The organism is Caenimonas koreensis DSM 17982, assembly GCF_009646335.1.
Classification (GTDB): domain Bacteria; phylum Pseudomonadota; class Gammaproteobacteria; order Burkholderiales; family Burkholderiaceae_C; genus Ramlibacter; species Ramlibacter koreensis.
Genome location: NZ_WJBU01000018.1, coordinates 62537 through 88686, shown reverse-complemented (window position 1 = coordinate 88686; position 26150 = coordinate 62537). Strand labels below are relative to the sequence as shown.

General features: G+C 64.2%; 22 protein-coding genes. 13 read left to right on the top strand and 9 right to left on the bottom strand.

What is annotated here, in order from left to right; genetic code table 11:
* Genes GHT07_RS17165 through GHT07_RS17145 form a run of 5 tightly spaced genes read right to left on the bottom strand, consistent with a single transcriptional unit; the run spans position 1 to position 6036 of the window.
* Positions 1-969 carry a Bug family tripartite tricarboxylate transporter substrate binding protein gene (locus GHT07_RS17165; RefSeq protein ID WP_153586321.1) on the bottom strand — a complete coding sequence of 323 codons (969 nt, stop codon included), beginning with the start codon at positions 967-969 and terminating at the stop codon, positions 1-3.
* Positions 970-991: 22 nt separating this feature from the next.
* A complete protein-coding gene (locus tag GHT07_RS17160) occupies positions 992-1843 on the bottom strand; it encodes a patatin-like phospholipase family protein (RefSeq protein WP_153586320.1) in 852 nt (283 codons plus the stop codon).
* Positions 1844-1848: 5 nt separating this feature from the next.
* The gene (locus GHT07_RS17155; RefSeq protein ID WP_153586319.1) at positions 1849-3066 is read right to left on the bottom strand and encodes a CaiB/BaiF CoA transferase family protein; all 1218 of its coding nucleotides are present in this window, start codon (positions 3064-3066) and stop codon (positions 1849-1851) included.
* Positions 3063-5039 (bottom strand): flavin-containing monooxygenase, encoded by a 1977-nt coding sequence (locus tag GHT07_RS17150; RefSeq protein ID WP_153586318.1) that lies wholly within the window; start codon positions 5037-5039, stop codon positions 3063-3065. Before GHT07_RS17150 ends, GHT07_RS17155 begins: the two co-directional genes overlap by 4 nt.
* Before the next feature lie 19 nt (positions 5040-5058).
* Positions 5059-6036 carry a Bug family tripartite tricarboxylate transporter substrate binding protein gene (locus tag GHT07_RS17145; protein WP_194792979.1) on the bottom strand — a complete coding sequence of 326 codons (978 nt, stop codon included), beginning with the start codon at positions 6034-6036 and terminating at the stop codon, positions 5059-5061.
* Positions 6037-6179: 143 nt separating this feature from the next.
* On the opposite strand from GHT07_RS17145, the gene GHT07_RS17140 reads away from it, so the two are divergent.
* The 4 genes from GHT07_RS17140 (at position 6180) to GHT07_RS17125 (ending at position 10149) form a co-directional block, all read left to right on the top strand.
* On the top strand, positions 6180-6977 hold the full coding sequence (locus GHT07_RS17140) for an IclR family transcriptional regulator (protein ID WP_153586316.1): 798 nt from the start codon (positions 6180-6182) through the stop codon (positions 6975-6977).
* 151 nt (positions 6978-7128) lie between these two features.
* Positions 7129-7956, top strand: a complete 828-nt coding sequence (locus GHT07_RS17135) for an outer membrane beta-barrel protein (RefSeq protein ID WP_194792978.1) — start codon at positions 7129-7131, stop codon at positions 7954-7956.
* A 144-nt stretch (positions 7957-8100) separates the two neighbouring features.
* The gene (locus GHT07_RS17130; protein WP_228488405.1) at positions 8101-8784 is read left to right on the top strand and encodes a hypothetical protein; all 684 of its coding nucleotides are present in this window, start codon (positions 8101-8103) and stop codon (positions 8782-8784) included.
* 66 nt (positions 8785-8850) lie between these two features.
* Positions 8851-10149, top strand: a complete 1299-nt coding sequence (locus GHT07_RS17125; RefSeq protein ID WP_153586315.1) for a hypothetical protein — start codon at positions 8851-8853, stop codon at positions 10147-10149.
* Here GHT07_RS17125 and GHT07_RS17120 read toward each other — a convergent pair.
* Positions 10141-11025: a hypothetical protein gene (locus tag GHT07_RS17120; protein ID WP_194792977.1), complete on the bottom strand. Its 885-nt coding sequence runs from the start codon at positions 11023-11025 to the stop codon at positions 10141-10143. The two genes, GHT07_RS17125 and GHT07_RS17120, sit on opposite strands and share 9 nt — an antisense overlap.
* Positions 11026-11079: 54 nt before the next feature.
* The gene (locus GHT07_RS17115) at positions 11080-11493 is read right to left on the bottom strand and encodes a CesT family type III secretion system chaperone (protein WP_194792976.1); all 414 of its coding nucleotides are present in this window, start codon (positions 11491-11493) and stop codon (positions 11080-11082) included.
* A 91-nt stretch (positions 11494-11584) separates the two neighbouring features.
* On the opposite strand from GHT07_RS17115, the gene GHT07_RS17110 reads away from it, so the two are divergent.
* Positions 11585-12697 (top strand): 3-deoxy-7-phosphoheptulonate synthase, encoded by a 1113-nt coding sequence (locus GHT07_RS17110; protein WP_407646650.1) that lies wholly within the window; start codon positions 11585-11587, stop codon positions 12695-12697.
* Between the two features lie 62 nt (positions 12698-12759).
* On the opposite strand, the gene GHT07_RS17105 is transcribed toward GHT07_RS17110, so the two are convergent.
* Positions 12760-13227, bottom strand: coding sequence for a YciI family protein (locus GHT07_RS17105; protein WP_194792975.1), 468 nt, complete (start codon positions 13225-13227; stop codon positions 12760-12762).
* Between the two features lie 159 nt (positions 13228-13386).
* Between GHT07_RS17105 and nirK the strand changes: the two genes are divergently transcribed.
* From nirK to GHT07_RS17080, 5 genes are read left to right on the top strand one after another with little or no spacing between them, the layout of a single operon-like run.
* Complete coding sequence (gene nirK / locus GHT07_RS17100) at positions 13387-14868, top strand: copper-containing nitrite reductase (protein ID WP_153586310.1); 1482 nt, start codon at positions 13387-13389, stop codon at positions 14866-14868.
* 16 nt (positions 14869-14884) lie between these two features.
* Complete coding sequence (locus GHT07_RS17095; RefSeq protein ID WP_153586309.1) at positions 14885-15676, top strand: formylglycine-generating enzyme family protein; 792 nt, start codon at positions 14885-14887, stop codon at positions 15674-15676.
* Positions 15673-16266 (top strand): SCO family protein, encoded by a 594-nt coding sequence (locus tag GHT07_RS17090; RefSeq protein ID WP_153586308.1) that lies wholly within the window; start codon positions 15673-15675, stop codon positions 16264-16266. Before GHT07_RS17095 ends, GHT07_RS17090 begins: the two co-directional genes overlap by 4 nt.
* Before the next feature lie 7 nt (positions 16267-16273).
* Positions 16274-16732: an RrF2 family transcriptional regulator gene (locus tag GHT07_RS17085; RefSeq protein ID WP_153586307.1), complete on the top strand. Its 459-nt coding sequence runs from the start codon at positions 16274-16276 to the stop codon at positions 16730-16732.
* A complete protein-coding gene (locus GHT07_RS17080; RefSeq protein WP_323740980.1) occupies positions 16719-17903 on the top strand; it encodes an NnrS family protein in 1185 nt (394 codons plus the stop codon). Before GHT07_RS17085 ends, GHT07_RS17080 begins: the two co-directional genes overlap by 14 nt.
* Before the next feature lie 120 nt (positions 17904-18023).
* On the opposite strand, the gene GHT07_RS17075 is transcribed toward GHT07_RS17080, so the two are convergent.
* Positions 18024-21608, bottom strand: coding sequence for an indolepyruvate ferredoxin oxidoreductase family protein (locus GHT07_RS17075; RefSeq protein ID WP_228488404.1), 3585 nt, complete (start codon positions 21606-21608; stop codon positions 18024-18026).
* 98 nt (positions 21609-21706) lie between these two features.
* Here GHT07_RS17075 and GHT07_RS17070 point away from each other — a divergent pair, with 98 nt between their 5' ends.
* From GHT07_RS17070 to GHT07_RS17060, 3 genes are read left to right on the top strand one after another with little or no spacing between them, the layout of a single operon-like run.
* The gene (locus tag GHT07_RS17070) at positions 21707-22210 is read left to right on the top strand and encodes an Lrp/AsnC family transcriptional regulator (protein ID WP_153586306.1); all 504 of its coding nucleotides are present in this window, start codon (positions 21707-21709) and stop codon (positions 22208-22210) included.
* Between the two features lie 60 nt (positions 22211-22270).
* Positions 22271-23467 (top strand): substrate-binding domain-containing protein, encoded by a 1197-nt coding sequence (locus GHT07_RS17065; protein WP_153586305.1) that lies wholly within the window; start codon positions 22271-22273, stop codon positions 23465-23467.
* A 45-nt stretch (positions 23468-23512) separates the two neighbouring features.
* A complete protein-coding gene (locus GHT07_RS17060) occupies positions 23513-26143 on the top strand; it encodes a M1 family metallopeptidase (RefSeq protein WP_194792974.1) in 2631 nt (876 codons plus the stop codon).
* The last annotated feature ends 7 nt before the right edge of the window (positions 26144-26150 follow it).

Here is a 26150-nt window from a genome sequence, read left to right as displayed (position 1 = left end):
TCAGCTGTTGCGCAGGTTCACACGCGTGGAGAGCTCGCGCATCTGCGCGGCTTCGCGCTTCATCAGGGCCGCAAGGTCTTCCGGCGTGCCGCCCACGGGCAGGATGCCAAAGCCTTCGAGCTTGGCCAGCACGGCCTTGTCGGCGAGCATGCTGTTGAGCGCCGTGTTCACCCGCATGATCACGGGGCGCGGTGTACCGGCAGGTGCTCCCACGCAGAACCATGGCGAGCTCACGAAATCCGGAATGGTCTCTGCCAGCGTCGGCACGCCGGGCAACTGCGTCGAGCGAGTGCGTGATGCAACAGCAAGCGCACGGATGCGCCCGGCCTGCATCAGCTTGAGCGCGGATGAAATCTGGTCGATGCTGAAGTCGATCGTGCCGGCCATCAGGTCGTTGAGCATGGGCGTGCCGCCCTTGTAGGGCACGTGCACGGCATCGACGCCGGCGCGCAGCTTCAGCAACTCGCAGGCCACGTGCGCGCTCGATGCAATGCCCGAGCTGCCGTATTGCAGCTTGCCCGGGTTGGCCTTCATGTAGGCGATCAATTCGCCGGGCGTCTTCACCGGCAGGTCGGGCCGCACCATCAGCACGTTGGGCGTTTCGGCGAGGTTGATCACCGGCGCAATCGAGTCGATGGTGAAGGGCAGTTTTTCGTAGGCGAAGTGGTTTGTCACCATCGTGCCGACCGAGCCCATGAGCAGTGTGTAGCCATCGGGTTTGGCGCGTGCCACGGCTGCAACGCCGATGGTGCCCGTGGCGCCCGGTAGGTTCTCGACGATGACCGTGGCACTGAGCTGCTTTTGCAGGTGCTCGGCCACCATGCGGCCGATGATGTCGGTGGAGCCGCCCGGCGGGAACGGCACCATGACCTTGATGGTCTGGTCGCCCGGCCAGGTTTGCGCGTGGAGCGCACTGGCGAAGGGCAGGGCGGCGCCTGCGGTGAGGAGGGTGCGGCGGGTGATAGTCATTGTTGTCTCCTGGGGTCTCAAGCTAGGGTGCCGCGTTCCATGCGGCGGCAAGGGCGGGCGCGCACGCCAGCCCTTGTTCGAGCCCGGCACGTGCACTCGGCACACGGCGGGCGGGGTCGAGGACGTTGTCGCCCATCGCTTCGATAGAGGGCGCGTCGGGCACGATGACGTCCACAAGCGCGCCTGTTCTTTCGAGGAGGGCGATTTCTGCGAGCAGGTGGCCGCTCACCGGGTTGTCTTTGCTGTAACCCAGCGGCGCGAGGATCACCACGTGCTGCGCGCCCGCAGCAAGATCGGCGTTGGTCATCGAGCGGATGCCGCCGTCCATGTAGCGATGCGCGCCAATGGCCACGACCGGCCATGTGCCCGGCACGGCGCAACTGGCGGTGACGGCATCGATCAAGTCCACGCCGCTCGTGCGATCGAACATGCGGTGCTCGCCTGAATCGACATCGACAGCGACGATGCCCAGCCAGCGTTCAGGCCACTGCGTTTGCGCCAGGCGCGACGCGATGATGTCGCGGCGTGCCTCGGGCGCTGTCGTCTCGCTTCGCAAGGCGAAGGCGCCAATGCGTTGACGTGCGGCCTTCAAGTCGCCGCCGACTTTGTCGAACAGCTTGCGGTTCTGTGCGTCGGCTTCCGCTTGCGAATAAGCGCGAGGCTGCTCCTTCGAATCTGCCGGCGGCTCAAGCTGTGCGGCCAGCAAATCTTCAACACTCGCGCCGCATGCGATCTGCGCGCCGCACACCGAGCCTGCCGATGTGCCAATGAAGCCATCCGCCTGCGACAGATCGGCGCCACCGCGCGCCAGCCCTGCGAGCACGCCAGTCGCCCAGGCGATGCCGGCCACGCCGCCACCGCCAAGCACCACCATGCGCTTCACAGGATGCCTGCCGCGGTCAGCTCGGCCACGCGTGCTTCGCTCATGCCCAGCAGGCCGCCATAGATTTCCTGGTTGTGTTGCCCCAGGTCAGGCGCGCATTCGATGGGCTTTTCAGGCGTGCCGGAGAACTTCGGGATCACGCCTGTCATGCGCACCGGGCCGATGTCCTTGTCGGGCACCGACGCGATCGTGCCGCGCGCTGCGTAGTGCGGGTCTTTCATGATGTCGTCGATGCTGAAGATGAACGAGTACGCGAGCTTGGCGTCGTCGAGCTTGCGGCACATCTCTTCGACCGGCTGGTTCTCGATCCACTCTGCCAGCGCGGCGTTGAGCTCATCGACGTGTTCCCAGCGGCTCGCGTGTGTGGCCAGGCGCGGGTCGGCCAGCCAGTCGTCGCGGCCCATCACTGTGGCCAGCCGCTGGAAGCCAGCATCTGCGGATACCGTGAGAATCAGATAGCGCCCGTCAGCCGTGCGGAAGTGCTCGCCCGGTGCAGCGGCAAAGTGCTTGTTGCCGCGACGCTCGCGCACGGTGCCCAGCCTGTCGTACGCGGGCACCAGCACTTCGGTGAAGCGGATGATCGACTCGTACATGGCCAGGTCGATCTCCTGGCCCTCGCCGCCGTGCATGTCGCGGTGATAGATCGCCATCATGAGCGAGAAGGCACCCAGGATCGCAGACTGGTAGTCCGCAATCGATGTGCCGATGCGCACGGGCGGCCTGTCGGCGTAGCCGGTGATGCCCATGAGCCCGCCGAAGGCGAGCGCGATGCGGTCATAGCCCGCGCGTTCGCGATACGGCCCCGTCTGCCCGAAGCCCGAGATGCGCAGCATGATGAGCTTGGGGTTGCGCGCCTTCATCACGTCAAAGCCCAGGCCCCATTTCTCCAGCGTGCCGGGCCTGAAGTTCTCCACCACGGCGTCGGCCTGCTCGATCAGTTGCAGCAGCAAGTCGCGGCCTTCTGGCTGGCGCAGGTCGAGCGTGATCGACTTCTTGTTGCGCGCCTCCACGCTCCAGTAGAGGCACTTGCCATCGACAAAGGGGCCGATGTCGCGCACGGTGTCGCCGCGCTTGGGCACCTCGACCTTGATCACCTCCGCGCCGAAATCAGCAAAGAGCGTGCAGGCCACTGGCCCTGCCACCATCGTGCCCAGGTCCAGGATGCGCAGGCCGCTGAGCAGGTGCGGGCCAGCCGCGCCATGCCCGAGCGTCATGTCGTTTCCCCAACGAGGCCCTTGGCTTCGCGAGCTGCAGCGCCCGTGCGAACCACGTAGTCGCCCAGGTTGGTGGCGCGCATCATGTGCCAGTAGTCGTCATTGCGAAACGGCGTGGGTGCCACCACGCGGCCCGCCGCATTGCGATACCAGTTCGACATGCCCTTGTGCGTCCAGATCATGTTGTCGTGCGCCTTCTGCACGCGCACGTTGTAGGCGTCGTGCACGTCCTTGCGCACTTCGATCTCGAAGGGTCCTGGGTTGGCGTTCATCACCTGCTTGAGGATGCCCATCACATAGCGCACCTGCGTTTCGAGCATGGCGACCACGCTGCCGCCGTGGCCCAACGCCGTGTTCGGGCCCGCCAGCATGAAGAAGTTCGGAAAGCCCGGCGTCGCGACGCCCATGAAGGCTTCTGCGCCCTTGGCGTCCCAGGCCTCGCGCACGGTCTTGCCGCCGCGGCCCACGAGGTTGAACGACGACAGCAGGTTGATCGCATCGAAGCCGGTGCACACCACGAGGATGTCCACTTCATGGCGGCGACCGTCGGCCGTGATCACAGCGTTGCCGTCCACTTCAGTGATCGCGTCGTTGACGAGCGTGACGTTCTCGCGCGTCATCGTGCGGTACCAGCCGTTGTCCATCAGCATGCGCTTGCCGAAGGCGGGGTAGTCGGGCTGCACGTGCGGCAGCAGGTCTTGCCGCTCGCCGAGCTCCTTCTTGATATAGCTTTCGAAGTAGTTGCGGTGCTTGTCGTTGTGCTTGTTGATCGCGCGCTCGGGATGCGGCCATGCTGGGTCGATCTGCAGTGAACCGTGAATGCGGTCATTGAAGACCCACGCAAGCCGCTGGCGATACCACTCCTGGTAATACGGCACTTCGCGCAGCATGAAGCGCTGCAGGGCCGGCACTTCCTTCTGGAATCGCTCGAACGGCGCGGCCCAATGCTTGGAGCGCTGGAACACGGTGAGGTGCGCCACATCTGGCGCAATCGCAGGCACGATCTGCATCGCGCTTGCGCCATTGCCGATCACTGCTATGCGCTTGCCCTGGTATGCAAGGCCCTCGGGCCAGCGTGCGCTGTGAAAGCACGGGCCCTTGAAGGTGTCGAGCCCTTTGATCGCGGGCATCTTGGGCACGTTCAGCAGGCCTACGGCGCTGATCACGATGTTGGCCCGCAGCACATCGGCGCGGCCTGATGCGTCTTGCAGGCGCACCGTCCAGTCCATGCCCGGCTCGTTGTACGAGGCCGATTCCACACGTGTCTCGAAGCGGATGTTCTTGCGGATGCCGAACTTGTGCGACACGCCCACGAAGTAGTCCTGGATTTCGCCGCGCAGTGCGAAGTAGCGCGTCCAGTCAGCCTTGGCGAAGGAGTACGAGTAGATGTGGTTGGGCGTATCGACGCCTGCGCCCGGGTAGTGGTTTTCATACCAGGTGCCGCCGACTTCCGCGTTCTTCTCGATCACCGTGTACGGAATGCCCGCGCCTTGCAGACGGATGGCTGCACAGATGCCCGCAACGCCCGCGCCGATCACGACGACATGAAAATCCTTGGGCACGTTGAACTTGCCCTTCTGGTCCAGCGCAAATTCAGCGTCCAGGCCCAGCCATGAGGCGACCATGGGGCCGTAAGACGCAGGCACTGGCTCGCCAATGCTGCGCGTGAGCATGTCGACCAGCAGCGCCGTGTCAGGCGCCTGCATCGCAGCGGGCTTGCCGGCCTTCCACGCGAGGATCGCTTCGAGCGCATGGCTGCGCACTTCGGCCTGCACCTCGTCGGGCAAGCCGCCCGAATCGTTGTCTTCCAAGCCCTTGATGCGCGTGCATTGAAAGCGCTCGGCCAGCCAGCGCTTGTCGCCAGTCAGGTGCAGCAGCACCATCAACAGCGTGGGAACGTTGGCCGATTGCAGGGCTTGTTCGAGTTCTGCGGCCCATTCAGGGCTGACGGCGACGGGTGAAGTGGTGGTCATCTTGAGTCCTGAAGGCGGTTTATTGCGCGGCCATGCCGGAGGCTTTCACCACATCGCCCCAGCGGGCGTATTCGCTGGCGACGGTGCGTTGCAATTCGGCGGGTGAGCCGGGCCACGGCTCAAAGGCAATCGACATCAGCTTTGCGCGGATTTCCGGCTGGGCCAGGATCTCGCGCACTTGCGCGTTCAGCTTGTTGACGATGGCGTCGGGTGTGCCCTTGGGCGCGACGAGGCTGGTCCAGCCCAGTGCTTCGTAGCCGATCACGCCGGACTCGGCCATGGTCGGCACATCGGGCAGCACGGCGGAGCGCTTGCTGTCGAGCACGGCCAGTGCACGCAGCTTGCCGGCCTTGATGTTCTCCTGCTGCGCGCCAATGGTGTCGATCATCAGCGGCACGCGGCCTGCCATCACGTCGATGGATGCCTGTGCGCCACCGGGATACTGCACCGTGCCGATGTTGACGCCCGCCTTGGACTTGAAGAGTTGCGCTGCGAGCTCGAAGGCCTGCGCGCCCGATGCCAGCATGATCTCACCGGGCTTGGCCTTGGCTTCACGCACGAGCGCATTGACGCTGTCGTACTTCATGGCGGGGCCAGCCAGCAGCACCATCGGTGCCTTTGCCACCATCGAGATCGGCTGGAACTCGGTCAGCGGGTCATACATCTTTGCCTTTTGCAGATGCGGGCCGGTGGTGAGCGTGCCGCTCACACCCAGGCCAAGGGTGTAGCCATCAGGCGGCGCCTTCGCGAGCAGGCTCATGCTGAGCATGCCGCCCACACCGGGCTTGTTCTCGACGACGAAGGCCTGGCCGTTCAACTTCGACAGCTCCTGCGAGAGCAGGCGAGCCACGATGTCGCTCGCGCCTCCAGGCGGGTAGCCCACGAGCACACGGACCGATTTGGTGGGGTAGGGCGCCTGTGCCATGGCCAGGGGTGTGGCCAGCGGCGTTGCGAATGCGGCGATGCAGGTAAGGGCGAGGAAGGCAGAACGTTTCATCAGTTGTCTCCGGGTTCTTTTCAGGTCTTGCCCAGTATCGGCGTGCATGCCGTCGCAGCCCTATTCGAAGTTGCTCAATTGCGCACAATGTGCACGTAGGGTCTTCATCAATTCCCGGAGTGAATCATGGGTAATATGTGCATATGGTGAACATCTCGACCCGGCGCAAGGCGGCTTCATCCACAGACCGTGTGCAAGGTGCGCAAGCGGTTTTTCGCGCGATCGAACTGCTCAAGCTCGTGGGCCTGAACCATGAGCGCGGCATGACGCTGGCATCGATCGTCGCGAGCACCGGCATCGACCGCACGACGGCCTACCGGCTGCTGACGTCACTCGTGCAGACGGGCCTGGTGGCGCGCAACGACCGCAAGCTGTACCGGCTGGGGCTGGAGGCCATGCAGCTGGGCCTGGCCACCATGAGCCGCGTTCCCATCCTCGAGCGTTGCAGGCCGATGATGATCCGCCTTGCGCGCCGTACCGAAGACACCGTGTATCTCGTCGTGCGAAACGGCGATTTCGCGCACTGCATTCACTACGAGGAAGGCGTGTTCCCGATCAAGGCACTGGTGCTGCAAGTCGGCGGGCTGCGGCTGCTTGGCATCGGCTCTGCGGGCACTGCCTTGATGGCGACGTTGAGCGATGAAGAGATCGAGAGCTTCTACACGCGCAATCGCGATGACTTGCCGGCTGATCGCACGCTTGCGCAAATCCGCAAGCAAGTGGCGCAGGCGCGCAGGCGCGGCTACGCGTGCACCGACAACCTCGTGGCCGATGGTGTGAGCGGTGTCGGCGTGAATTTCGAAGTGACGCCTGGCACCTATGCCGCAATCAGCGTGGGTGCCATACGCGCCCGCATGCCTGAAGACCGCAGGCAGTGGATTGCAGGTGTGATGTTCGAAGAGCTGCTGGCCAGCGGATGGGCACCGCCGGGCAAAGGCTGAGCTTCATCGGCGCTGCTGTCGAGTCTGCATTGCGCCACACACGGGCTACATGCGTTGAAGTCCTACAAAGCGCGACGGTTTAACGCGTGATGCTTGCGCTCGTTCCACCGACACAGAAGGTGGACTTCATTTATCTCCAAAGGACTTCTCCATGACCCAACCTCACCAGTTGCCGGCTCGTCTCAAGCTCTCGCTTGTGACGCTTGCCATGCTGGCATGTGCCCCGGCGTTTGCTGCCGAACCTGACGGCTGGTATGCCGGCGGCAACTACGGCAAGACGCGCGGCCACTTCGACAACGCCACCACGCTCACGCCCTTCATCGGCCCCGGCTTCGGTATCTCGGGCGCAACGTCCGACGATAGCGACATGGGCTGGAAGCTCTACGGTGGCTATCGCCTCAACCGCAACTTCGCCATTGAAGGCGGCTACTTCGATCTGGGCAATTTCAACTACACCTACAACACCGTGCCTGCCGGCACGTTCAGTGGTGAGCTTCGCCCGCGTGGCCTGAACCTGGACCTCGTCGGCATCATTCCGATGGGCGAGCGCTTTTCGGTGTTTGGCCGCGTTGGCGCTGCGTACATGGACGCGAAGACGAGCTATAGCCGCTCGGGCGCTGTGCCCCCGATCACGGGTGCTGACGGCGACAAGCACGTTCGCGCCAAGTTCGGCATCGGCGCGCAATATGCGTTCACCGACCGCCTGTCGATGCGCGCAGAGATCGAGCGCTATCGCGTGAGCGATCCGGTGCGTCGCAGCTCGCACATCGACATGGCCTCGCTGGGCCTGGTCTATTACTTCGGCGACATTGCACGCCCTGTCGTGATGGCACCGGCACCTGTGTACGTGGCTCCCCCGCCGCCGCCCCCGCCGCCGATGCGTCCGCTGCCGCCGCCGCCCCCGCCGCCGGTCTACGTGCCGCCGCCCCCGCCCCCGCCGGAGCCGGCACCGCTGCCGCCCAAGCAAGGCCGCAACTAAGTAGCTCATGAGCTATCGAACGGACTTCGCGTCCGTTCACGCAACGGCGGCGAGCCTTTTTCGCCGCCGTTGTGCTTTGTGGCGTGCGTAAAGCACACCCTTACAAATTGATCCACACGTAGACTCGGCCGTGTGGAATTTCAAATGAGGTTGATCGACATGCTGGGTGGCTCATCAGTGCGCAAGTGCCTGGTCATTGCTCTTTCGGGCCTGCTGGCCTTTGGTGCTGTCGCCGCGGAAGAATCGTCCGCGCAGCGGCCGGTTCGCGCGGTGTTCACCGGCGGTGAAGCGCCGTCGCTGGATGTGCAGGATGTGGCTGACCGCATCGTGCAGTCGGCTGACAACAAGCAGCTTCCTTTCATCGTGATCGACAAGGCGCAGGCACGTGTCTTCGTGTTCCACCCCGACGGCAGGCTGCGTGGTGCCACACCGGCCCTGCTGGGCCTGGCGATTGGCGACCACACGGTGCCCGGCATTGGCCAGCGCAAACTCTCGAGCATCCGGCCCGACGAGCGCACCACACCCGCAGGCCGCTTCAAGGCATCGCTCGACAAGGACATTCACGGCATTGAAGTACTGTGGGTGGACTACGACTCTGCGCTGTCGCTGCATCGCGTCGTGCAAGGCACACCCAAAGAGCGGCGGGCGCAGCGGCTCGCATCGCCCGATCCGGCGCAGCGGCGCATCAGCTTTGGCTGCATCAATGTGCCCGTTCGTTTTTACGACGAAGTCGTGAGCCCGGCGTTCAAGGGCACTTACGGCATCGTCTATATCCTTCCGGAGACCAAGCCAGCGCGCGAAGTCTTCACTTTCCTGTCGGCGCAGTAGCGTTCCTGCGCTGGTAGCCATTGGTCTGGCGGGCGGCGCGAGTGGCATCGCGCAGACTCGTGCCCCATGCCTCGACCTTCCCTCCTGCGCCGCGCGCCCGCGCGGCGCTTTCACTTCGCGCCGCCACGCGCACAGACCGGCCCCCCGACCAGCACCCCATCCTCTCTGCGGCGCGGCTACCAGAGTCTGCCAAGCCTGCACGACAAGGCATTTGCCGATGTCGTCTTTCATCTCGACACCACGCGCGCAGGTGTCTTGCTCCAGCACCCTGAGCCGCAAGAGCTGCTGGCCGATCTGCAGCTGTGCGGCAGGCACATGCAAAGCGATCCGCTGGCCTGGCAGGAAGCGGTGCGCCATATCGATCGCGCGATGCAGTCAAGGCAGCTGTCGCAACAAGGCAGCCTGGCGCTTGTGATGCAAACAATGCGCGCGGCTCGCGCATTCACCGGCGAGATGGCAACGCCAGCGTTTGTGTCACTGCTCGCCAACATGCAGCCACTGGACGGCCTGGTTCTTGGCACACAGCAGCAAGACAGGATTGCCAGCTTTGCGAGCGCGGCCGTGCAGCTGGCCGCTGAATGCCTGCCTTCAGGTGGCGCCGCGTTCTTTGCCATGCCCACCAAGCGGCGCATTGAGCTGTTCGCGCGCTTTCTTGAAAAACTTGTCGATGCAGCCTGCGAGATGGAGATGGGCATCCATGAGGATGATCGCGAACTGTTTGTTGTTGAGGCCACTGGCGAGAGCCGGTTTGCGGGCCGGTTCGACGTGCTGGCTGACTCGCCTGACTGGCCGGCCACAGCGCGCTTCAGCCTGGGCGGGCCGATAGGAGCCACTGATGCGTGCAGCCAGCCGGCTGAGGCAAACAGCCACTTCGCCATGCTCATCGAGGTGGCCGTGCATGAAGTCATTCATGCCTGCCAGAACTCATTGGTTGACCGGTCGAGCTTTGCCTGCGACAGGTCATTTTCAAGCGATGCGCAGTATCACGAAGCCCTTGCGGCACTTCTGGGCAGCTGCATTGCTGATTGGGCAAGCTGGGTCGAAAGCGGCACGCAGGCTGATGCTGTGCCACGCACCATCTGGTTGCCCCTGCCCGAGCGGCCTGCGTGGTTCTCATCATGGATGGCGCGCGAGAGTCTGGCCAAGTGCGGCTTCTTCGATGTCGAGCTACGCAACGTGGCGCGAATGACCCATCCGATGGAACGAGAGGCGATTGCCAGGCTGGTCGGCATACGGCCCCGGGGCGCGGTCACCGTCAGCGAGGATGAGCAAAGCGCAGTGCGCATCGTCACTGAACCGTTCCGCTTTCTCGACTCGCAGGAAGACGCTGCGCTGGATGCGCGTGGGCACGCGCTATCAGGCTGACTTGTCGGGCGGCGCTGCAACGATCGGCGCGGCCTTGGCGTTTTCTGCGGCGATGCGCTCTGTCAGGGCCGTGAGTTCGGCGATAGTCATTCCATCGCGCGGCACTTGCCGGTAGGCGCTGTTGCCTTGCGGATCCGAGCGGCCGTGAAAGCGTTGGGTGAAGACTTCGGCCTGCGGAAAAGACTGGGCGAATGCCGCCTGTGCGAATTCGTCCTGCAGCGGATCGCCTTCTGGCATCGTGTGGCCGGACTGGTTGCCCACCTTGAGCACGATGCGCCCGTCTTCCGGCCGCTGGCGGGCCGTGACCATTCCCGCCATGACCATGCGCGGCTCGCTCGTGTCTTGCGCCTTCGCCTTCGCATCGATGCGGGCCATCAGGTCGATGTGCCCTGACTGTTTGCCGTTCGCGTTGATGCCTGCGATGTAGATTTCACCGTGGCTGTCGATGCCATATTTGCGAGGCTTGCCGAACGGAATTTTTCCAGACTCAAGGCCCTCCATGTATTCGGTCTTTGTCAAAGCGGCAGCCACCGGGTTGCCAGCTTCAATATGGCCGTGTTCGTCGCGGTACTGGTTGGTCAGGGTTCGCAAAGGGCGGGCCAACTCGGCCAGGTCGTGTTCAAAGGTGACAAGCCCACCCATAGAGCCGCCCTGCGGCCTGGCGTTGCCATCGGCAACTGTGGAGAAATTCCTTGCCGGCTGTCCGCGCTGGGGCTTCGAAAAGCCACGCGTGCCTTCGTTGGCAGGCACGGCGGCAGGCAGATGCATGAACACCTGGCTCGCGCGTCTTGCGCCCTGTGTGGCTTGGGTGGCTTGGTTAGCTTGGGTTGAGGCGGCACGGGCCACGGCCGTGGCAAGTTTGTCTACTCTGGGCATGTGTTTCTCCTGGCGATGAAGGTTCACTGACAAAAAAGTTTGGGGGCGCGTGACCTACCGGTCCGCACGAGTCATGGCCTGCAGGGCTTGCGCCGACAGGTCGATTTGCGAGTCGAGATAGGCGGCCAGCTCGTCGCCGTCCATCTCGTCGAGGCCGAGGCTGAACGTATAGACGGCCTGCTGTGTTTCAGGGTGCAGCCCGAAGTGCCCGGGTGTCTCTGGCGGCATGTTCAGGTTGGCTTCGAGCATCCGCGCATGCAGCGATGCATCGCGCGGCAGATGGGTCTGGCCCAGTTCGATGAAGATAGAAAGACGGGGCGGATCGCTCTGGTCGTCTGGCACCAGCCCGACCAGCCGGTCGCCCATGCGCAGATGCTGGCTGGCAGCGATCTCGCCCCACGACTCAATGCCCGCAGCACGGCAGAGGCCGTGGATAAGGCTGTCGTACTGTGCTGCCGGATTGCCCATCGCATCTCCTTGGCTGGTGTGTGAACTGAGTAACACGACACGACACTTGGTTCCCGCGCGCTGGCAGCGACGCAAGCGCTGCCAGTGCCTGATGCGCCGCGATAATCGGCGCATGACTTCATCAGCACTCCCGGAAGACGAAACCACACCCCGTTCCACGCCGCTCGACGACGTTCGCATCCGCGACATCCGCCCGATCATTTCGCCCGCGCTGCTCCAATATGAAATGCCGGCAGGGCAAGCAGTGCAGCGCAGCGTGATGCGCTGGCGGCAAGCCACGGCGGACATCGTTCATGGCCGCGACCCGCGCCTGCTGGTGGTGGTGGGCCCGTGCTCCATTCACGACTCGGACGAAGCGCTCGAGTACGCGCGTCGCCTCAAGGCATTCGCGGCTGAAGTGCAGGATGAACTGCTGCTCGTGATGCGCGTGTATTTCGAAAAGCCCCGCACGACGGTGGGCTGGAAGGGTTTCATCAACGACCCGCGGCTGGATGGCAGCTTTCGCATCAATGAAGGGCTGCGCCGTTCGCGCCAGCTGCTGCTCGACATTGCGCAGATGGGCCTGCCCGCCGCGACGGAATTCCTCGACTTGCTCAGCCCGCAATACATTGCCGACCTGGTGACGTGGGGCGCGATCGGTGCGCGCACCACGGAGAGCCCGAGCCACAGGCAACTCGCCTCTGGCCTGTCATGCCCGATCGGTTTCAAGAACGGAACGGATGGTGGTGTGCAGGTGGCGGCGGACGCGCTGGTGTCGGTGCAGTCGCCGCATTCGTTCATGGGCATGACGAAGATGGGGCAGGCCGCGATCTTCGACACATCGGGCAACAGTGACTGCCATGTGATCTTGCGCGGCGGCTCGCGCGGGCCGAACTATTCAGCCCAGGACATCGACGCGGCCTGCGCGATCTTGCGCAAAGCGGGTGTGACCGAACGCGTGATGGTCGATTGCTCGCACGCCAATTCGCGCAAGGACTATCGCAAGCAGGTTGAAGTGGCTGACGATCTCGCCGCGCAGATGCAGGCGGGCGAGCGCCGCGTGATGGGCCTGATGATCGAGAGCCATCTGGCTGAAGGCAACCAGAAGCTCGAAGCCGGTGTGGCCCTGCGCCCTGGTGTGTCGATCACGGATGCGTGCATCGGCTGGGACGCAACGCAGGACGTCTTGCGCAGGCTTGCCAAGGCTGCAAGATCGCCGGCCTGAGCGTTGGGCTGACTGCTGCAAATCCCGGCCTGGGCCAGGGGCTGCCGGTCAGGGCTTGCTGGTCAGGGCTTGCTGATGCGCAGGTGCGTATCGGTCACCTGCATCAGCGCAGCTGACGCATACAGCGCGTGATACTCCGCGACCATCTCGCCATTGATGATGACGGGGTCAGTCGCCGTGAGCTGCTTGGCTTCTTCGATGGTTTTCACGGCGTAGATGAACATGCCGCGCCAGCCTTCCTTGCCATCGAACGGGCCGGCCGCCGCAAGCTTGCCTTGCGTGGCCAGCCGCGTCATGTTCGCGAAGTGCCCCTTGAACATCTCGTCTCGCTCGGGGCCGGCGGGCATTTTGTTTGGCCCGGTCTTGAGCACCACAAAGACATAGCTGCGCATGCCGCGCTCGTCAGCGCCGAGAGACGCGGCTAGCGCGGGGTCGTAGGCGGGCGGGGGTGTTGTCTGTGCAATGGCAGTTGCTCCTGTCAGTGCGACAAGCAGGCACGCGGCGGTGCCTTTCAAGGCGGCGAAGGGCATGGATCGTTCCTGGTGGAGTCGCTGGAATCCAAATATTACCGCTCGTCCGGCGCCGGGCCATCGGCTTGGGATCAGTTGATCCATGTCAAGCGACGCGTCCGGCGGCGGGAATAAGGTGCACGGCAAATGCACCTAATAAATTCCATGAAGGAACCCACGATGAAAACCGCCAGAACCATTGCGCGTGCACTCGCACTCATTGCAGGACTCGGCTTTGCGACGCTCGCCTGCGCAGCGCCCAAAGACGCCGGAGACTTCGGGCCACCGCGCGGCCCGGTCATTCGCGCCGTGCTCACGAGCCCGCCGCAGGTGCCGCCACCCACGGGCCGCAACTACCCGGCCAAGGTGATCGTCGAGCTCGAAGTGATCGAAAAGGAAATGGAGATCTCCGAGGGCGTGAAGTACATGTTCTGGACGTTCGGCGGCACCACGCCGGGCAGCTTCATTCGTGTGCGCCAGGGCGACACGGTGGAGTTCCACCTGAAGAACCATCCGGGCAGCAAGATGCCGCACAACATCGACCTGCACGGCGTGACCGGCCCGGGCGGCGGCGCTGCATCGAGCTTCACGGCACCAGGCCATGAGTCGCAGTTCACGTTCAAGGCGCTCAACGAAGGCATCTATGTCTATCACTGCGCCACGGCGCCCGTGGGCATGCACGTTGCCAACGGCATGTACGGCCTGATCCTGGTGGAGCCGCCACAGGGCCTGCCGAAGGTCGACCACGAGTACTACGTGATGCAGGGCGACTTCTACACCACCGGCAAATACCGCGAGAAGGGCACGCAGCCCTTCGATATGGAAAAGGCCATCGCCGAGCAGCCCACCTATGTGCTCTTCAACGGCGCCGAAGGCGCACTCACCGGCGACAAGGCGATGCTGGCCAAGGTCGGCGAGAAGGTTCGCATCTTCGTGGGCAACGGCGGGCCGAATCTGGTGTCCAGCTTTCACGTGATCGGCGCGATCTTTGACCAGGTGCGCTATGAAGGCGGCACCAACGTGCAGAAGAACGTGCAGACCACGCTCATCCCGGCGGGCGGCGCAGCCGTGGTGACGTTCACGGCCAAGGTGCCAGGCAGTTACGTGCTGGTTGATCACTCGATCTTCCGTGCGTTCAACAAGGGGGCGCTCGCCATCCTGAAGATCGAAGGGCCCGAGAACAAGGCGATCTACTCCGGCAAGGAGCTGGACTCTGTCTACCTGGGCGACCGTGCTGGCACCAACATGGCGGCGGTGAGTCGTGCAACGCAATCGGCTGTCGCCGGCAACCTCACGCAGGAGGAGCAGGTCAAGGCAGGGCAGGCGCTTTTTGCCGGCACGTGCTCGGTGTGCCACCAGGCGAACGGTGCCGGCCTGCCCGGCGTGTTCCCGCCGCTGGCGAAGTCTGACTACCTGGCCGCCGATCTCAAGCGCGCCATGAGCGTGGTGCTGCACGGACTGACCGGCGCCGTCACCGTGAACGGCCAGCCCTACAACTCCGTGATGCCGCCGATGAACCAGTTGAATGACGACGAAGTCGCCAACATCCTGACCTACGTGATGAACAGCTGGGGCAACCCGGGCGGCACCGTGTCGAAGGAGGATGTGCGCAAGGTGCGCGCCACGCCGCCCGCACCGGCCAAATCGGCCACCGGTCATTGAATTGCGCCCGCGCGTGATGAAAGCCCTTGCGACAATCGTGACCGTGCTGGCGGTGCAGCTGGCAACGCCGGCGATCGCGGCAACATACGTGCCCGTTCCGGGCGGGACATTCGAGAGCGTGCTGCCGCAGGGACTGGCGCCAACCGTTTCAACGCCGGTGGAGATCACCAGCTTTGCGATGCGCTCCACGCCCGTCACGGTGGCGCAGTATGAAGCCTTCGTCCGTGCGTACCCGCAGTGGCAAAAGGGCGAGGTGCCCGCGACGCTGGCCGAACGCCGCTACCTGGCCTCGTGGAAGTCCGCCACGGCGGCGGCGGGCCCGGCGGGCGACGCCGCCGCCCCGGTGACTGATGTGAGCTGGTTTGCTGCACGCGCCTTTTGCGAGAGCGAGGGCGCGCGCCTGCCCACCTGGCTTGAATGGGAATACGCCGCCGCCGCCGATGCGACGCGCACCGACGCGCGGCGCGACCCGGCATGGCGCCAGCGCATCCTCTCGTGGTATTCGCAGCCCACGGGCGACACGCCCGGCAGGGTGGGTGGCGAGCCCAACGTGTACGGCGTGCGCGACATGCACGGCCTTGTGTGGGAATGGGTCGACGACTTCAACGCGCTTTTCATTGCGGGCGACAGCCGCACGCAGGGCGACGCGGACTTGCTGAAGTTCTGCGGCGCAGGCGCCATCAACATCATCGACAAGGACAGCTATGCAGTCGTCATGCGCATTGCACTGCTGTCGTCGCTCAACGCTGCGGACACCACAGCCTCCTTGGGCTTCCGGTGTGTACGCGATGCAGGAACAACACCATGAACCAGACACTATTGAACCGGCGCGATGTGCTCGTATCGCTTGCCGCAGCTGGCGCTCTCGTTGCGCTGCCTCGCTTGTCACAAGCAGCGCCGCCACTGCCGGGCGACTCGGTCTACCAGATGCGTGCATCGCTGGTCGACCAGGATGGCCATGCGCTGGAGCTCGACGCCATGCGGGGCACACCCGTGCTCGTGAGCATGTTCTATTCCTCCTGCGACATGGTCTGCCCGATGATCTTCGAGACGATCCATGCGGTGCTGGCTGCTGTGCCTGTGTCAGAGCGCAAGGCGGTGCGCGTGTTGATGGTCAGCTTTGACCCGGCGCGCGATTCGGTCGCGGTGCTGAAGAAAACCGCGGACCAGCGCAACTGCGATTCGCAATGGACGCTCGCACGCTGTGACGAGGCCACCGCCCGCAAAGTGGCGGCGGTGCTCGGCATCCAGTACCGGCGCCTGACCAACGGGGAATTCAACCACTCGACGCTGGTCACACTGCTCGATCGTGATGGCCGCGTGGCAGCGAAGTCGGCCAAGCTCGGTGGTGCGGACGCCGTGCTGGTCAAGGGCGTGCACAAACTCGCTGCGGCATGATGGCGACATGCGCCTGACTGCCTTTACCGACTACTCACTTCGTGTGCTGATGTACCTCGCGACCCGTCCGCAGGAGCAGGCCACGATCTCGGCCATTGCCACTGCTTTCGACATCAAGGAGAACCACCTGACCAAGGTCGTTCACTTCCTGGGCAAGGAGGGCTGGATCACGACGACGCGCGGCAAAGGCGGCGGCATGCGCCTGGCCCGCGACGCGAGCGCCATCGTCGTCGGCGAAGTCGTGCGCAGCACCGAAGGCGATGCGATGCCTGCCGAGTGCTTCGCGCTTGAAGGCGGCAATTGCTGCATCACGCCGATCTGCATGCTCTCGGGTGCACTGCAAGAAGCGGTGGATGCCTTCTATCTCGTGCTGGACAGCTACACGCTGGAAGAAGTGGTGAGCAACCGCGACCAGATTGCGCAATTGCTTTTTGTGCGCAGCAAGGAGCTTCGTGCACCGCATTGAAGAGCCGCAGCAGGGCGAACGGGTGTTGAGCGGTGCGTTCTGGCAGCTGGGCTTTCGGCCGTTCTACCTGGTGGGTGCAACATTCGCCAGCGTGTCGATCCTGTTGTGGGTGTTGCAGTTCACGGGCATTGCCAGCATCACGTACTTGCCCGGTCCGCTCTGGCATGCGCACGAGATGCTGTTCGGCTTTGTGCTCGCGATCATCGTGGGCTTTCTCTTCACGGCGGGCAGCAACTGGACGGGACAGCCCACACCAAGAGGCGTGCTGCTCGCGGTGATGGTGCTGGTGTGGATGCTTGCTCGCGTGCTGTCCGTCACGCCCTATGTCACAGCCGCGGCGATTGTCGATGTCGCATTCCCATTGCTGGCGGCCGTGGGCATTGGCAAGCCGCTGCTCAAGAGCCGCAACCGTCGCAACTATTTCTTCGTTGTGTTACTGCTGGTGCTCGCGGCCATCGATGTGCTGTTCTATCTCGCGCAGTGGGGTGTTGTCAGTATTTCTCCGCGATGGGCGATACAGGCCGGACTCGACGTTGTGCTTGTCATGCTCACGGTGATGGGTGGCCGCGTGATACCCATGTTCACGAACAACGGCGTGCCCGGCGCGGGCGCACGTCGAATCGAAGTGCTTGAGAAGGCCGTCATCGGCACGACCGTGGCCATCCTGGTCTGCGACATCGCCGGCATAGGCAGTGCCTGGATGGCGCCGTTGCTCGCCGCTTGCGGCATTGCGCAGGCCGTGCGCTGGAGCCTGTGGCATCCGTGGACCACGACGCGCACGCCCATCGTCTGGATTCTTCATGCGGGCTACGTGTGGATCCCGATTCACTTGTTCCTGCGCGCGTTGGCCGAAGTGGGTTGGGTCACGTCGTCGTCTGCCACGCATGCGCTCGCAGTGGGTGCAGCCGGTGGTGTCATCCTGGGCATGATCACGCGCACCGCACGCGGACACACCGGGCGCCTGATGAAGGCGGGTCGATCCGAGACAGTGGCGTATGTGCTGGTTGTTGTTGCAGCGTTAGTGCGCGTCGCGCTGCCACTCATTTCGCCGGGCGCGACTGTCGCGGCCGTCACCATCGCTGGTGTCTGCTGGAGCGCAGGGTTCGCGATCTATGCCATTCGCTTCTGGCCAGTCCTCACGCGCAAGCGGGTCGATGGCAAGCCGGGCTGATCTCCCCGGTGATTCGGTCGCTTGTCCTGCTTTCGTGGCGCCACTGTGGAGTAAGGGCCTCGCGTTGCGTTCGGGGTGGGCCACCCATCGGCCGCGGCCCACCCCGAACGGCCGAGTGACTCAAGCAGCCGTCGTCACCCGTATCCCCCGAATCTGCCCGGCAGCTTTCGACACTGCAGGCCGCGGATACACCTGCGGATCAAAGCGATGCAGCAGCTCGGCCTCGCGAGCACGCGTCACCGCAACATTGGCGAGCTTCACATGGCCGTAGCCGCGCATCTGCATCGGCAATGAGGCGATGTCGGTGGCGACTTTCAGACGCTCTGGCGTGAGCGCAGGCAACATGGCTTCGATGCGCTGCATGAAGCTGCCGATCAGCTCGCGCTCCATGCGCCGCTCATCCGTTTTGCCGAACACGTCAAGCGCAGTCCCACGCAGCTTGCGGCCATGCTTGAGCACACGCAGCGCATTCATCATCCAGCTGCCCATCACGACCTTGCGCGGCGGCTTGCCGTCTTTCGATTTCGACAACGCCGGCGGCGCCATGTAGAACTCCAGCTTCACGTCGCCTTCGAACTGGTGGTGGAGCGACTTGAGGAATTCGCCATCGGCGTACAGGCGCGCGACCTCGTATTCGTCTTTGTAGGCCATCAGCTTCAGCAAGCTGCTGGCAACGGCACGGGTGAAGGGCAGCTGTGCATCAAGCTGCGACTCGCGCGCACGCACGGCCTGGATGAAGTCTTCATAGCGCTTGGCATAGGCCGCGTCCTGGTAAGCCGTGAGGTGCAACTTCGCACGCGCGAGCATTGCATCGAGCGACTCGACAGCGGGCGCGTCGAGCTCGTCGCCCTGCGTCAACAGCGACTGGACGGCCTGCGGATCAGCCGCAGCAAGCCGGCCGAGCGAGAACGCGAGCTTGTTGTTTTCCACCGCCACGTTGTTCAGGCCGATCGCATGCAGCATGGCCTCGAAGCTGACGGGTATCAGCCCGCGCTGCCACGCGTAACCCATCGCGACGATGTTGGAGTAAATCGAGTCGCCCAGGAACGTTTCCGCGAGCGATTGCGCTTCGAGTGTCTCCACGCGGTCGGCGCCCGCCGCAAAGCGCAGCTTCTCGATCAGCTCCGGCACTTTCAGGCTCGCGTCGGGGTTGCGCAGGCTCTCGGCCACCGGCACTTGATGCGTGTTGGCCAGAATCTTCGTGCGGCCGTGGCGCACCGTGACGAGCGCATCTGCCGAAGCGCCCACCACCAGGTCGCACGCCAGAATCGCGTCGGCCTGTTGCGTGTCGATGCGCACCTGGTTCAGCCGCTGCGGCACATCGGCGATGCGCACAAAGCTCAGCACCGAGCCGCCTTTTTGCGCAAAGCCCATGAAGTCGAGCACGCTCGCGCTCTTGCCTTCCAGGTGCGCGGCCATCGAGATGAGCGCGCCCACCGTCACCACACCTGTGCCGCCAACGCCCGTCACAAGCAAGTCGTAAGGGCCTGTCCACTCGTGCGCGGCAGGGCGGAGCAGTGCATCGACGAGACGCTCGAAATTGGCCTTGCCGCCACCAAGCGCGCCCGCGCGTTTGCGCAGCTGCCCACCCAGCACGCCGACAAAGCTCGGGCAAAAGCCCTTGGCGCACGAGTAGTCCTTGTTGCAGCTGCTCTGGTCGATCTTGCGTTTGCGCCCGAGCAGCGTTTCCGTCGGCAGCACGGCCACGCAATTGCTTTGCACCGAGCAGTCGCCGCAGCCTTCGCACACGCGTTCATTGATGAACACGCGCCGCGCCGGGTCGACCAGTTCACCTTTCTTGCGGCGGCGGCGCTTTTCGGCGGCGCACGTCTGCTCGTAGATCAGCACCGTGACGCCCGGCATCTCGCGCAGGCGCCGCTGCACGGCGTCGAGTTCGGCGCGGTCATGAAATTCGGTGCCTGCAGGAAAGCGGTGGTGGATCGCGTCGTACTTCGTGATGTCGTCGGACAGCACCACGACCTGCTTCACGCCTTCGGCCTCAACCTGCCGCGCGATGCCGTCCACCGTGATGATTCCATCGACGGGCTGCCCGCCTGTCATCGCAACGGCGTCGTTGAAGAGGATCTTGTAGGTGAGCGTGGCCTTGGCCGCGACGGCCTGGCGAATGGCGAGATAGCCTGAGTGGTAGTACGTGCCGTCGCCCAGGTTCTGGAAGACGTGGGGCACGGTCGTGAACATCGCGTGCGACACCCAATCAACACCTTCGCCGCCCATCTGGATCAGCCCTTCGGTGTCGCGGTCCATCCAGCTGGCCATGAAGTGGCAGCCAATGCCGGCCTGCGCATGCGAGCCCTCGGGCACTTTGGTGGAGGTGTTGTGTGGGCAACCGGCGCAGAAGTACGGCAGGCGCTTGACGCTGTCGCTCGCGTTCGACAGCAAGTCGGGCGGCGTGAAGTCGCGCACGAAGTGGCGGCGGTCCAGGTCGCTGAAGTGGCTGACCAGCCAGTTGGCAACGATCTCGATGAGCCGCGAAGGCCGCAGCTCGCCCAGCTGCGAGATCAGCGGGCGGCCACGCGCGTCGTTCTTGCCGACGATTGCGGGCCGCACCGGCGCGTTGTAGAACATCGAGCGCAGCTGCTCTTCGACGACCGGGCCTTTCTCCTCGATCACCAGCACCTCTTTCAAGCCCTTGACGAACTCGGTCATGCGGGTCGGCTCGATCGGGTACGTCAGCCCCAGCTTGTAGATGCGCACGCCGTGCGCTGCGAGCGTCGATTCTGAAATGTTCAGCCGCCGCAGCACTTCCATGAAATCGTAGTGGGCCTTGCCGGCCGTGACGATGCCGACGGTGGCCTGCGCGCTTTCGACGACGTGCCTGTCGATGCTGTTCACGCGCGCAAAGGCGCGCACGGCTTCGAGCTTGGCGTGCAGCCGCTGCTCGATCACCAGCGAGGGCAGGTCGGGCCAGCGGTAGTGCAGGCCGGTGGCCGGAGGCGTGTAGCCGGTAGCGGCAAGCACGGTATCAGCGCCTTGCCATGCGGCGATGCGCGCGTTGACCAGGTCGAGATCAACTGTCGATGCGCTCTCCACCACTTCGCTCAGCGCCGTGAACCCCACCCAGTTGCCCGAGAACCGCGACAGCTGCCAGCCATACAAACCGAACTCCAGGTATTCCGCCACATTGGCCGGCGACACGATGGGTGCGTGCCAAGACTGGAACGCCTGGTCGCTTTGATGCGGCATGGATGACGACACGCAGCCGTGGTCGTCCCCCGCCACCATCAACACACCGCCGTGGGGCGAGGCGCCGTATGCATTGCCATGCTTGAGCGCGTCGCCAGCGCGGTCCACGCCTGGCCCCTTGCCGTACCACATGGCGAACACGCCGTCGCAGGTCTTGTCGGGATCGGATTCAACGCGCTGCGTGCCGAGTACGGCCGTCGCGCCAAGCTCTTCGTTGATGGCGGGCAGGAAGCGGATGCCGGCTTCTTCAAACTTCTTGCCGGCCTTCCACACCTGTTGATCGACCATGCCGAGCGGCGAGCCGCGGTAGCCGCTGAGAAAGCCGCGTGAGTTCAGGCCGGCGGCTGCGTCGCGTTGGCGCTGCATGAGCATCATGCGGATGAGCGCTTGTGTGCCTGTGAGGAAGATCGCGCCTCCGGTGCCCCAGAGGCTGTCTGCAAGGCGGTAGTCGGGCCGGGCGAGCGGGGAGGCTGTGCTGGTCTTGGGCATGGTGTCGGGCATGCCGAAGCTTAGGGACTTTTGCGAAAAAATTGATTCTCCATTCCGCAGTTCCAGAGCCGGGTGGAGAATATCCTTCTTCAATTCAAGGAGTTCGAAGAATGGATGCCCTCGACCGCCATGACGTGTTGTTGCTCACCGAATTGCAGCGCGATTCGCGCCAGACGGTGCAGCAGCTGGCCACCGCAGTGGGCCTGTCGAGCACGCCGTGCTGGAAGCGTGTGAAAGAGATGGAGGCCGCCGGCATCATCCGCGGCTACACAGCGCTGGTCGATCGCGAGAAGGTCGGTTTGTCGCTGTGTGTGCTGGCCGAGGTCAACCTCACGCGGCACAGCGAAGACGAGGTGCGGCGTTTCGAAAAAGAGGTGGCCGCCTGCCCGCAGATCGTGAGCTGTTACTCCACCACCGGGCAAGCCGATTACGTGCTCAAGGTGCTCGTGCCCGACATCAAGAGCTACGAGTCATTCCTGCACGAGACGCTCTTCAAGCTGCCCGGTGTGACGCATGTGCGCTCGAGCGTGGTGCTCAAGGAAGTGAAGGCTGAGACGCGGCTGCCGTTTGATGCGCCTCGCGCGAAGGCGCCTGCTCGCAAGCGGAAAGCTTGAGGACTGGAATGGTTTAGGCTTGCAGTTGTTCAACACATCAGCCACAGACGGAGCCACCCCATGAAACGCAACCAGTTCCTGCTCACGGCGCTTGCCGCTGCCGTGACCCTGATCGCCGCACCCGCGCAAGCCCAGAACAAGCAAATCCGCGTCGCGCACATCTACAGCAAGACCGGGCCGCTGGAGGCCTATGCCAAGCAGACACAGACCGGCCTGATGATGGGCCTGGACTACTACACCAACGGCACCATGACGGTGGGCGGCAAGAAGATCGTGATCCTCGAAAAGGACGACCAGGGCAAGCCCGACGTGGGCAAGAGCCTGCTGGCTGCGGCCTATGGCGACGACAAGGTTGACTTCGCACTCGGCCCCACGTCGAGCGCCGTGGCACTGGCCATGCTGCCCGTCGCCGAGGAATACAAGAAGATCCTGATCGTCGAGCCCGCAGTGGCCGACGCGATCACCGGCGAGAAATGGAACAAGTACATCTTCCGCACGGGCCGCAACAGCAGCCAGGACGCACTGGCCAACGCCGCCGTCGCCGACTTCGCCGACGTGTCGATCGGCACGCTCGCGCAAGACTACGCGTTTGGCCGCGACGGTATCAAGGCATTCAAGGATTCACTCAAGAAGGCCAAGATCGTCCATGAGGAATACCTGCCGCCCAACACATCCGACTTCACCGCTGGCATCCAGCGCCTGGTCGACCAGCTCAAAGACAAGCCGGGCCGCAAATACATCTCCGTCGTGTGGGCGGGCGCCACGCCGCCGTTCAACGCACTGGCTGCGCAGAACCTCAAGCAGCGCTATGGCATTGACGTGGCCAGCGGCGGCAACATCCTGCCCGCGATGGTGGCGTACAAGCAGTTCCCGGGTATGGAAGGCGCGGCCTACTACTACTTCGGCATGCCGAAAAATCCGGCCAACGAGTGGCTCGTCGCGAACCACTACAGGCAGTTCAAGCAGCCGCCGGACTTCTTCACGGCCGGCGGCTTCAGCGCTGCGGGTGCCATCGTGGCCGCGATGAAGAAGACGAACGGCGACACCAATGCCGAGAAGATGATTGCGGCCATGGAAGGCATGAGCTTCGAGACGCCCAAGGGCAAGATGACCTTCCGCAAGGAAGACCACCAGGCGATGCAGTCGATGTATCACTTCCGCATCAAGAACGACCCGGCGTTTGCTTGGGGCGTGCCGGAACTGGTGCGCGAGATCAAGCCTGAAGAGATGAACGTTCCCATTCGCAACAAGCGCTAGCCATTAGCCTGCGCTATGGGCATCGCGCGTCTATCATGGCGCGCCATGGCCCATCGCTTCCAACTTCCCTTCAAGGCGCTGGCGGCTCTCGCCGCGCTTGCATTGAGCCTCCCGGCCCTTGCGCTCGCAGCGGCGCCCCAGCCGCCAGTCATGCAACTTGGCGACGACGTCAAACCGCTGGCGTACGCGCTCGATGTGACCGTGGTTCCCGACAAGCCGGGTATCACCGGGCGCGTCGACATTGATGTCGATCTTGCAAAGCCGCTCTCGTTCTTCTGGATCAATGGCTCAGACCTTGAGATCAGGCAGGCAACGCTGACTTCGGGCCGAGCGAAATTCGTGGCGAAAGCCATTCGCGGCGGCAAGGACTTCATCGGCCTGCAGTTTGGCAAGACCATTCCTGCCGGCCCCGCCAGGCTGTCCATTGCGTACGCGGCGCGCTTCTCGCTCAACGAAACGCGCGGTGCGTTCAAGCAGAAGGAGCGCGGCGAATGGTATGCGTACACGCAGTTCGAGGCCGTGGATGCACGCCGTGCGTTTCCGTCCTTCGACGAGCCGCGCTGGAAGACGCCCTGGACGCTGACGATGAACGTCAGGCGCGAGCATGTCGCGGTCACGAACAATCCGGTCGAGTCCGAGAAAGACATCGAAGGCGGCATGAAGCAGGTGCGCTTCAAGACAACGCCGCCATTGCCGACGTACCTCGTCGCATTTGCTGCCGGGCCGTTCGATGTGGTCGATGGCGGCACCGCTGGCATCAACAAGACACCGCTTCGCTACATCGTGCCGAAGGGCCGCGCCTCGCAGACGCGCTACGCGAAGGAGACGACGCCAAAGCTCGTTGAACTGCTCGAAGAATATTTCGGCCGCCCGTATCCCTACGCCAAGTTCGACAGCGTGGCCATTCCGATCACGATCGCGTTCGGTGCGATGGAAAACCCGGGAATGATCACCTACCAGTCGGGCTTGCTCACTGCCACGCCAGAGCGTGAGAACGACCGGTTCAAGCAGTACTACACCAGCATCGGCGCACACGAAATCGCGCACCAGTGGTTTGGCGACCTCGTCACGATGAAGTGGTGGGACGACGTGTGGCTCAACGAGTCCTTCGCCACGTGGATGGCGCGCAAGGTCGTGGGCCAGTACAGGCCCGAATGGGATGTGGTTTCGTTCCGCCAGCGCGAGCGCAACGAGGCCATGGGCACTGACCGGCTGAGCTCCACACGGCAGATCCGCCAGCCCGTGCGCACAAGGGATGACCTGGGCAACGCCTTTGACCGCATCACTTACGACAAGGGCGGCGCCATCCTCACGATGTTCGAGCAGCACGTGGGGCAGGAGAAGTTTCGCGATGGCGTTCGCGCCTACCTGAACAAGCACGCGTGGGGCAATGCGTCAGCCGAAGACTTCTTTGCCGCGATTGGCCAGAGCGACCCGGTGGTGGCGCAGGGCTTCGCGAGCTTCGTGTTGCAGCCGGGCCTGCCGGTGATCGACTTCATGATCGATTGCTCACGCCAGGCGGCGGCCGTCGTGCTGCGCCAGAGCCGCTTCGAGCCGCTCGCGCCTGCGGGCAAGGCTGCGCAGCGCTGGACGCTGCCGGTGTGCATGCGTGTCGAAGGTGATGCGGGCGGCAAGCCTGTGTGCACCATGATGCGCGAACAGCAAGAACGCATCGAGCTGGCTGCGGGTGCCTCGTGCCCGGCATGGGTGCTGCCCAACCCCGGCGGCGTGGGTTACTACCTCTCGCGCCTGGAGCCCAGGGCCGCTGCAGCACTGCCGGCGTCGCAGTTCAACGAGCAGGAGGCCACCACGTTCATCAACGACCAGGCGCTGCTCGCCGGCTCCGGCGCGCTGCCGTGGCAGCAGCTGCTCGCCTCGATCAAGCCGTTCACTGCTGACGCACGGCCCGCGGTCGTCGGTGCAGCCGCACACGTTGTGGGCGAGCTCAATCCCGCGCTGTTCGACACCGGTCGCGACCAGGCGCTCGGCGGCTGGGTGCGCGAGCACTTCGGCGCCCGCGCGGCGCAGCTCGGCTGGCTGGCCCAGCCCGGCGACAGCGATGCGGTCAAGCGCCTGCGGGGCGTGGTGGTCCCGCTTGTCGCGGAGATCGCCAGCGATGCTCAGCTGCGGTCGCAAGCGCGTTCGCTGGCATTGGCCTGGCTTGGCGGCGACCGCGGCGCGCTGGGCGCCATGACGCGCTACGTGTTGCAGACGGCTGCCTATGACGGCGATGCAGCACTGTTTGACGCCATGTCTGCTGCGCTTGCCAAGTCGGATGAGATCACCGTCCGCTCAGAGATCTTCGAAGCGCTGGGCCACCTGCGCGACCCCGTCCAGCGCCAGCGCGCGTTCGAGCTCGCCCTGTCTCCCCAGCTCGACGCGCGCGAGTCGTCGAGGATTTTCGAAGGCGCATCCGAGGAGGCGCAGAACGCCGTCGCCTTGCTGGGCTTCATGCAACAGCACTTCGACGCGTTGCAGCGCCGCATGCCTGAGGAGTCGGTGGCGCGCGTGCCGCGCTGGCACACGAAGCTGTGCAGTGCCCAGGACCGCAAGTCGCTTCTGGCGCTCTACGGCAACCGGCGGCCCGCACCACCTGGCTTCGAGCGCAACCTCGCGCAGACCGCCGAGACTGTGGACATCTGCCTGCTCGCGCGCGCTGCTTCGGCGCGTCACTGACCTTCAC

Bases quoted from the DNA above. Each gene is read 5' to 3' on its own strand.
- GHT07_RS17090 (WP_153586308.1), top strand. From the start codon at position 15,673: ATGAACCAGACACTATTGAACCGGCGCGATGTGCTCGTATCGCTTGCC.
- GHT07_RS17165 (WP_153586321.1), bottom strand. From the start codon at position 969: ATGACTATCACCCGCCGCACCCTCCTCACCGCAGGCGCCGCCCTGCCC.
- GHT07_RS17155 (WP_153586319.1), bottom strand. From the start codon at position 3,066: ATGACGCTCGGGCATGGCGCGGCTGGCCCGCACCTGCTCAGCGGCCTG.
- GHT07_RS17060 (WP_194792974.1), top strand. From the start codon at position 23,513: ATGGCCCATCGCTTCCAACTTCCCTTCAAGGCGCTGGCGGCTCTCGCC.
- GHT07_RS17115 (WP_194792976.1), bottom strand. From the start codon at position 11,493: ATGGGCAATCCGGCAGCACAGTACGACAGCCTTATCCACGGCCTCTGC.
- GHT07_RS17110 (WP_407646650.1), top strand. From the start codon at position 11,585: ATGCGCCGCGATAATCGGCGCATGACTTCATCAGCACTCCCGGAAGAC.
- GHT07_RS17095 (WP_153586309.1), top strand. From the start codon at position 14,885: ATGAAAGCCCTTGCGACAATCGTGACCGTGCTGGCGGTGCAGCTGGCA.
- GHT07_RS17125 (WP_153586315.1), top strand. From the start codon at position 8,851: ATGCCTCGACCTTCCCTCCTGCGCCGCGCGCCCGCGCGGCGCTTTCAC.
- GHT07_RS17065 (WP_153586305.1), top strand. From the start codon at position 22,271: ATGAAACGCAACCAGTTCCTGCTCACGGCGCTTGCCGCTGCCGTGACC.
- GHT07_RS17075 (WP_228488404.1), bottom strand. From the start codon at position 21,608: ATGCCCGACACCATGCCCAAGACCAGCACAGCCTCCCCGCTCGCCCGG.
- GHT07_RS17070 (WP_153586306.1), top strand. From the start codon at position 21,707: ATGGATGCCCTCGACCGCCATGACGTGTTGTTGCTCACCGAATTGCAG.
- GHT07_RS17140 (WP_153586316.1), top strand. From the start codon at position 6,180: ATGGTGAACATCTCGACCCGGCGCAAGGCGGCTTCATCCACAGACCGT.
- GHT07_RS17120 (WP_194792977.1), bottom strand. From the start codon at position 11,025: ATGCCCAGAGTAGACAAACTTGCCACGGCCGTGGCCCGTGCCGCCTCA.
- GHT07_RS17085 (WP_153586307.1), top strand. From the start codon at position 16,274: ATGCGCCTGACTGCCTTTACCGACTACTCACTTCGTGTGCTGATGTAC.
- GHT07_RS17130 (WP_228488405.1), top strand. From the start codon at position 8,101: ATGAGGTTGATCGACATGCTGGGTGGCTCATCAGTGCGCAAGTGCCTG.
- GHT07_RS17105 (WP_194792975.1), bottom strand. From the start codon at position 13,227: ATGCCCTTCGCCGCCTTGAAAGGCACCGCCGCGTGCCTGCTTGTCGCA.
- GHT07_RS17150 (WP_153586318.1), bottom strand. From the start codon at position 5,039: ATGACCACCACTTCACCCGTCGCCGTCAGCCCTGAATGGGCCGCAGAA.
- GHT07_RS17160 (WP_153586320.1), bottom strand. From the start codon at position 1,843: ATGGTGGTGCTTGGCGGTGGCGGCGTGGCCGGCATCGCCTGGGCGACT.
- nirK (WP_153586310.1), top strand. From the start codon at position 13,387: ATGAAAACCGCCAGAACCATTGCGCGTGCACTCGCACTCATTGCAGGA.
- GHT07_RS17145 (WP_194792979.1), bottom strand. From the start codon at position 6,036: ATGAAACGTTCTGCCTTCCTCGCCCTTACCTGCATCGCCGCATTCGCA.
- GHT07_RS17135 (WP_194792978.1), top strand. From the start codon at position 7,129: ATGACCCAACCTCACCAGTTGCCGGCTCGTCTCAAGCTCTCGCTTGTG.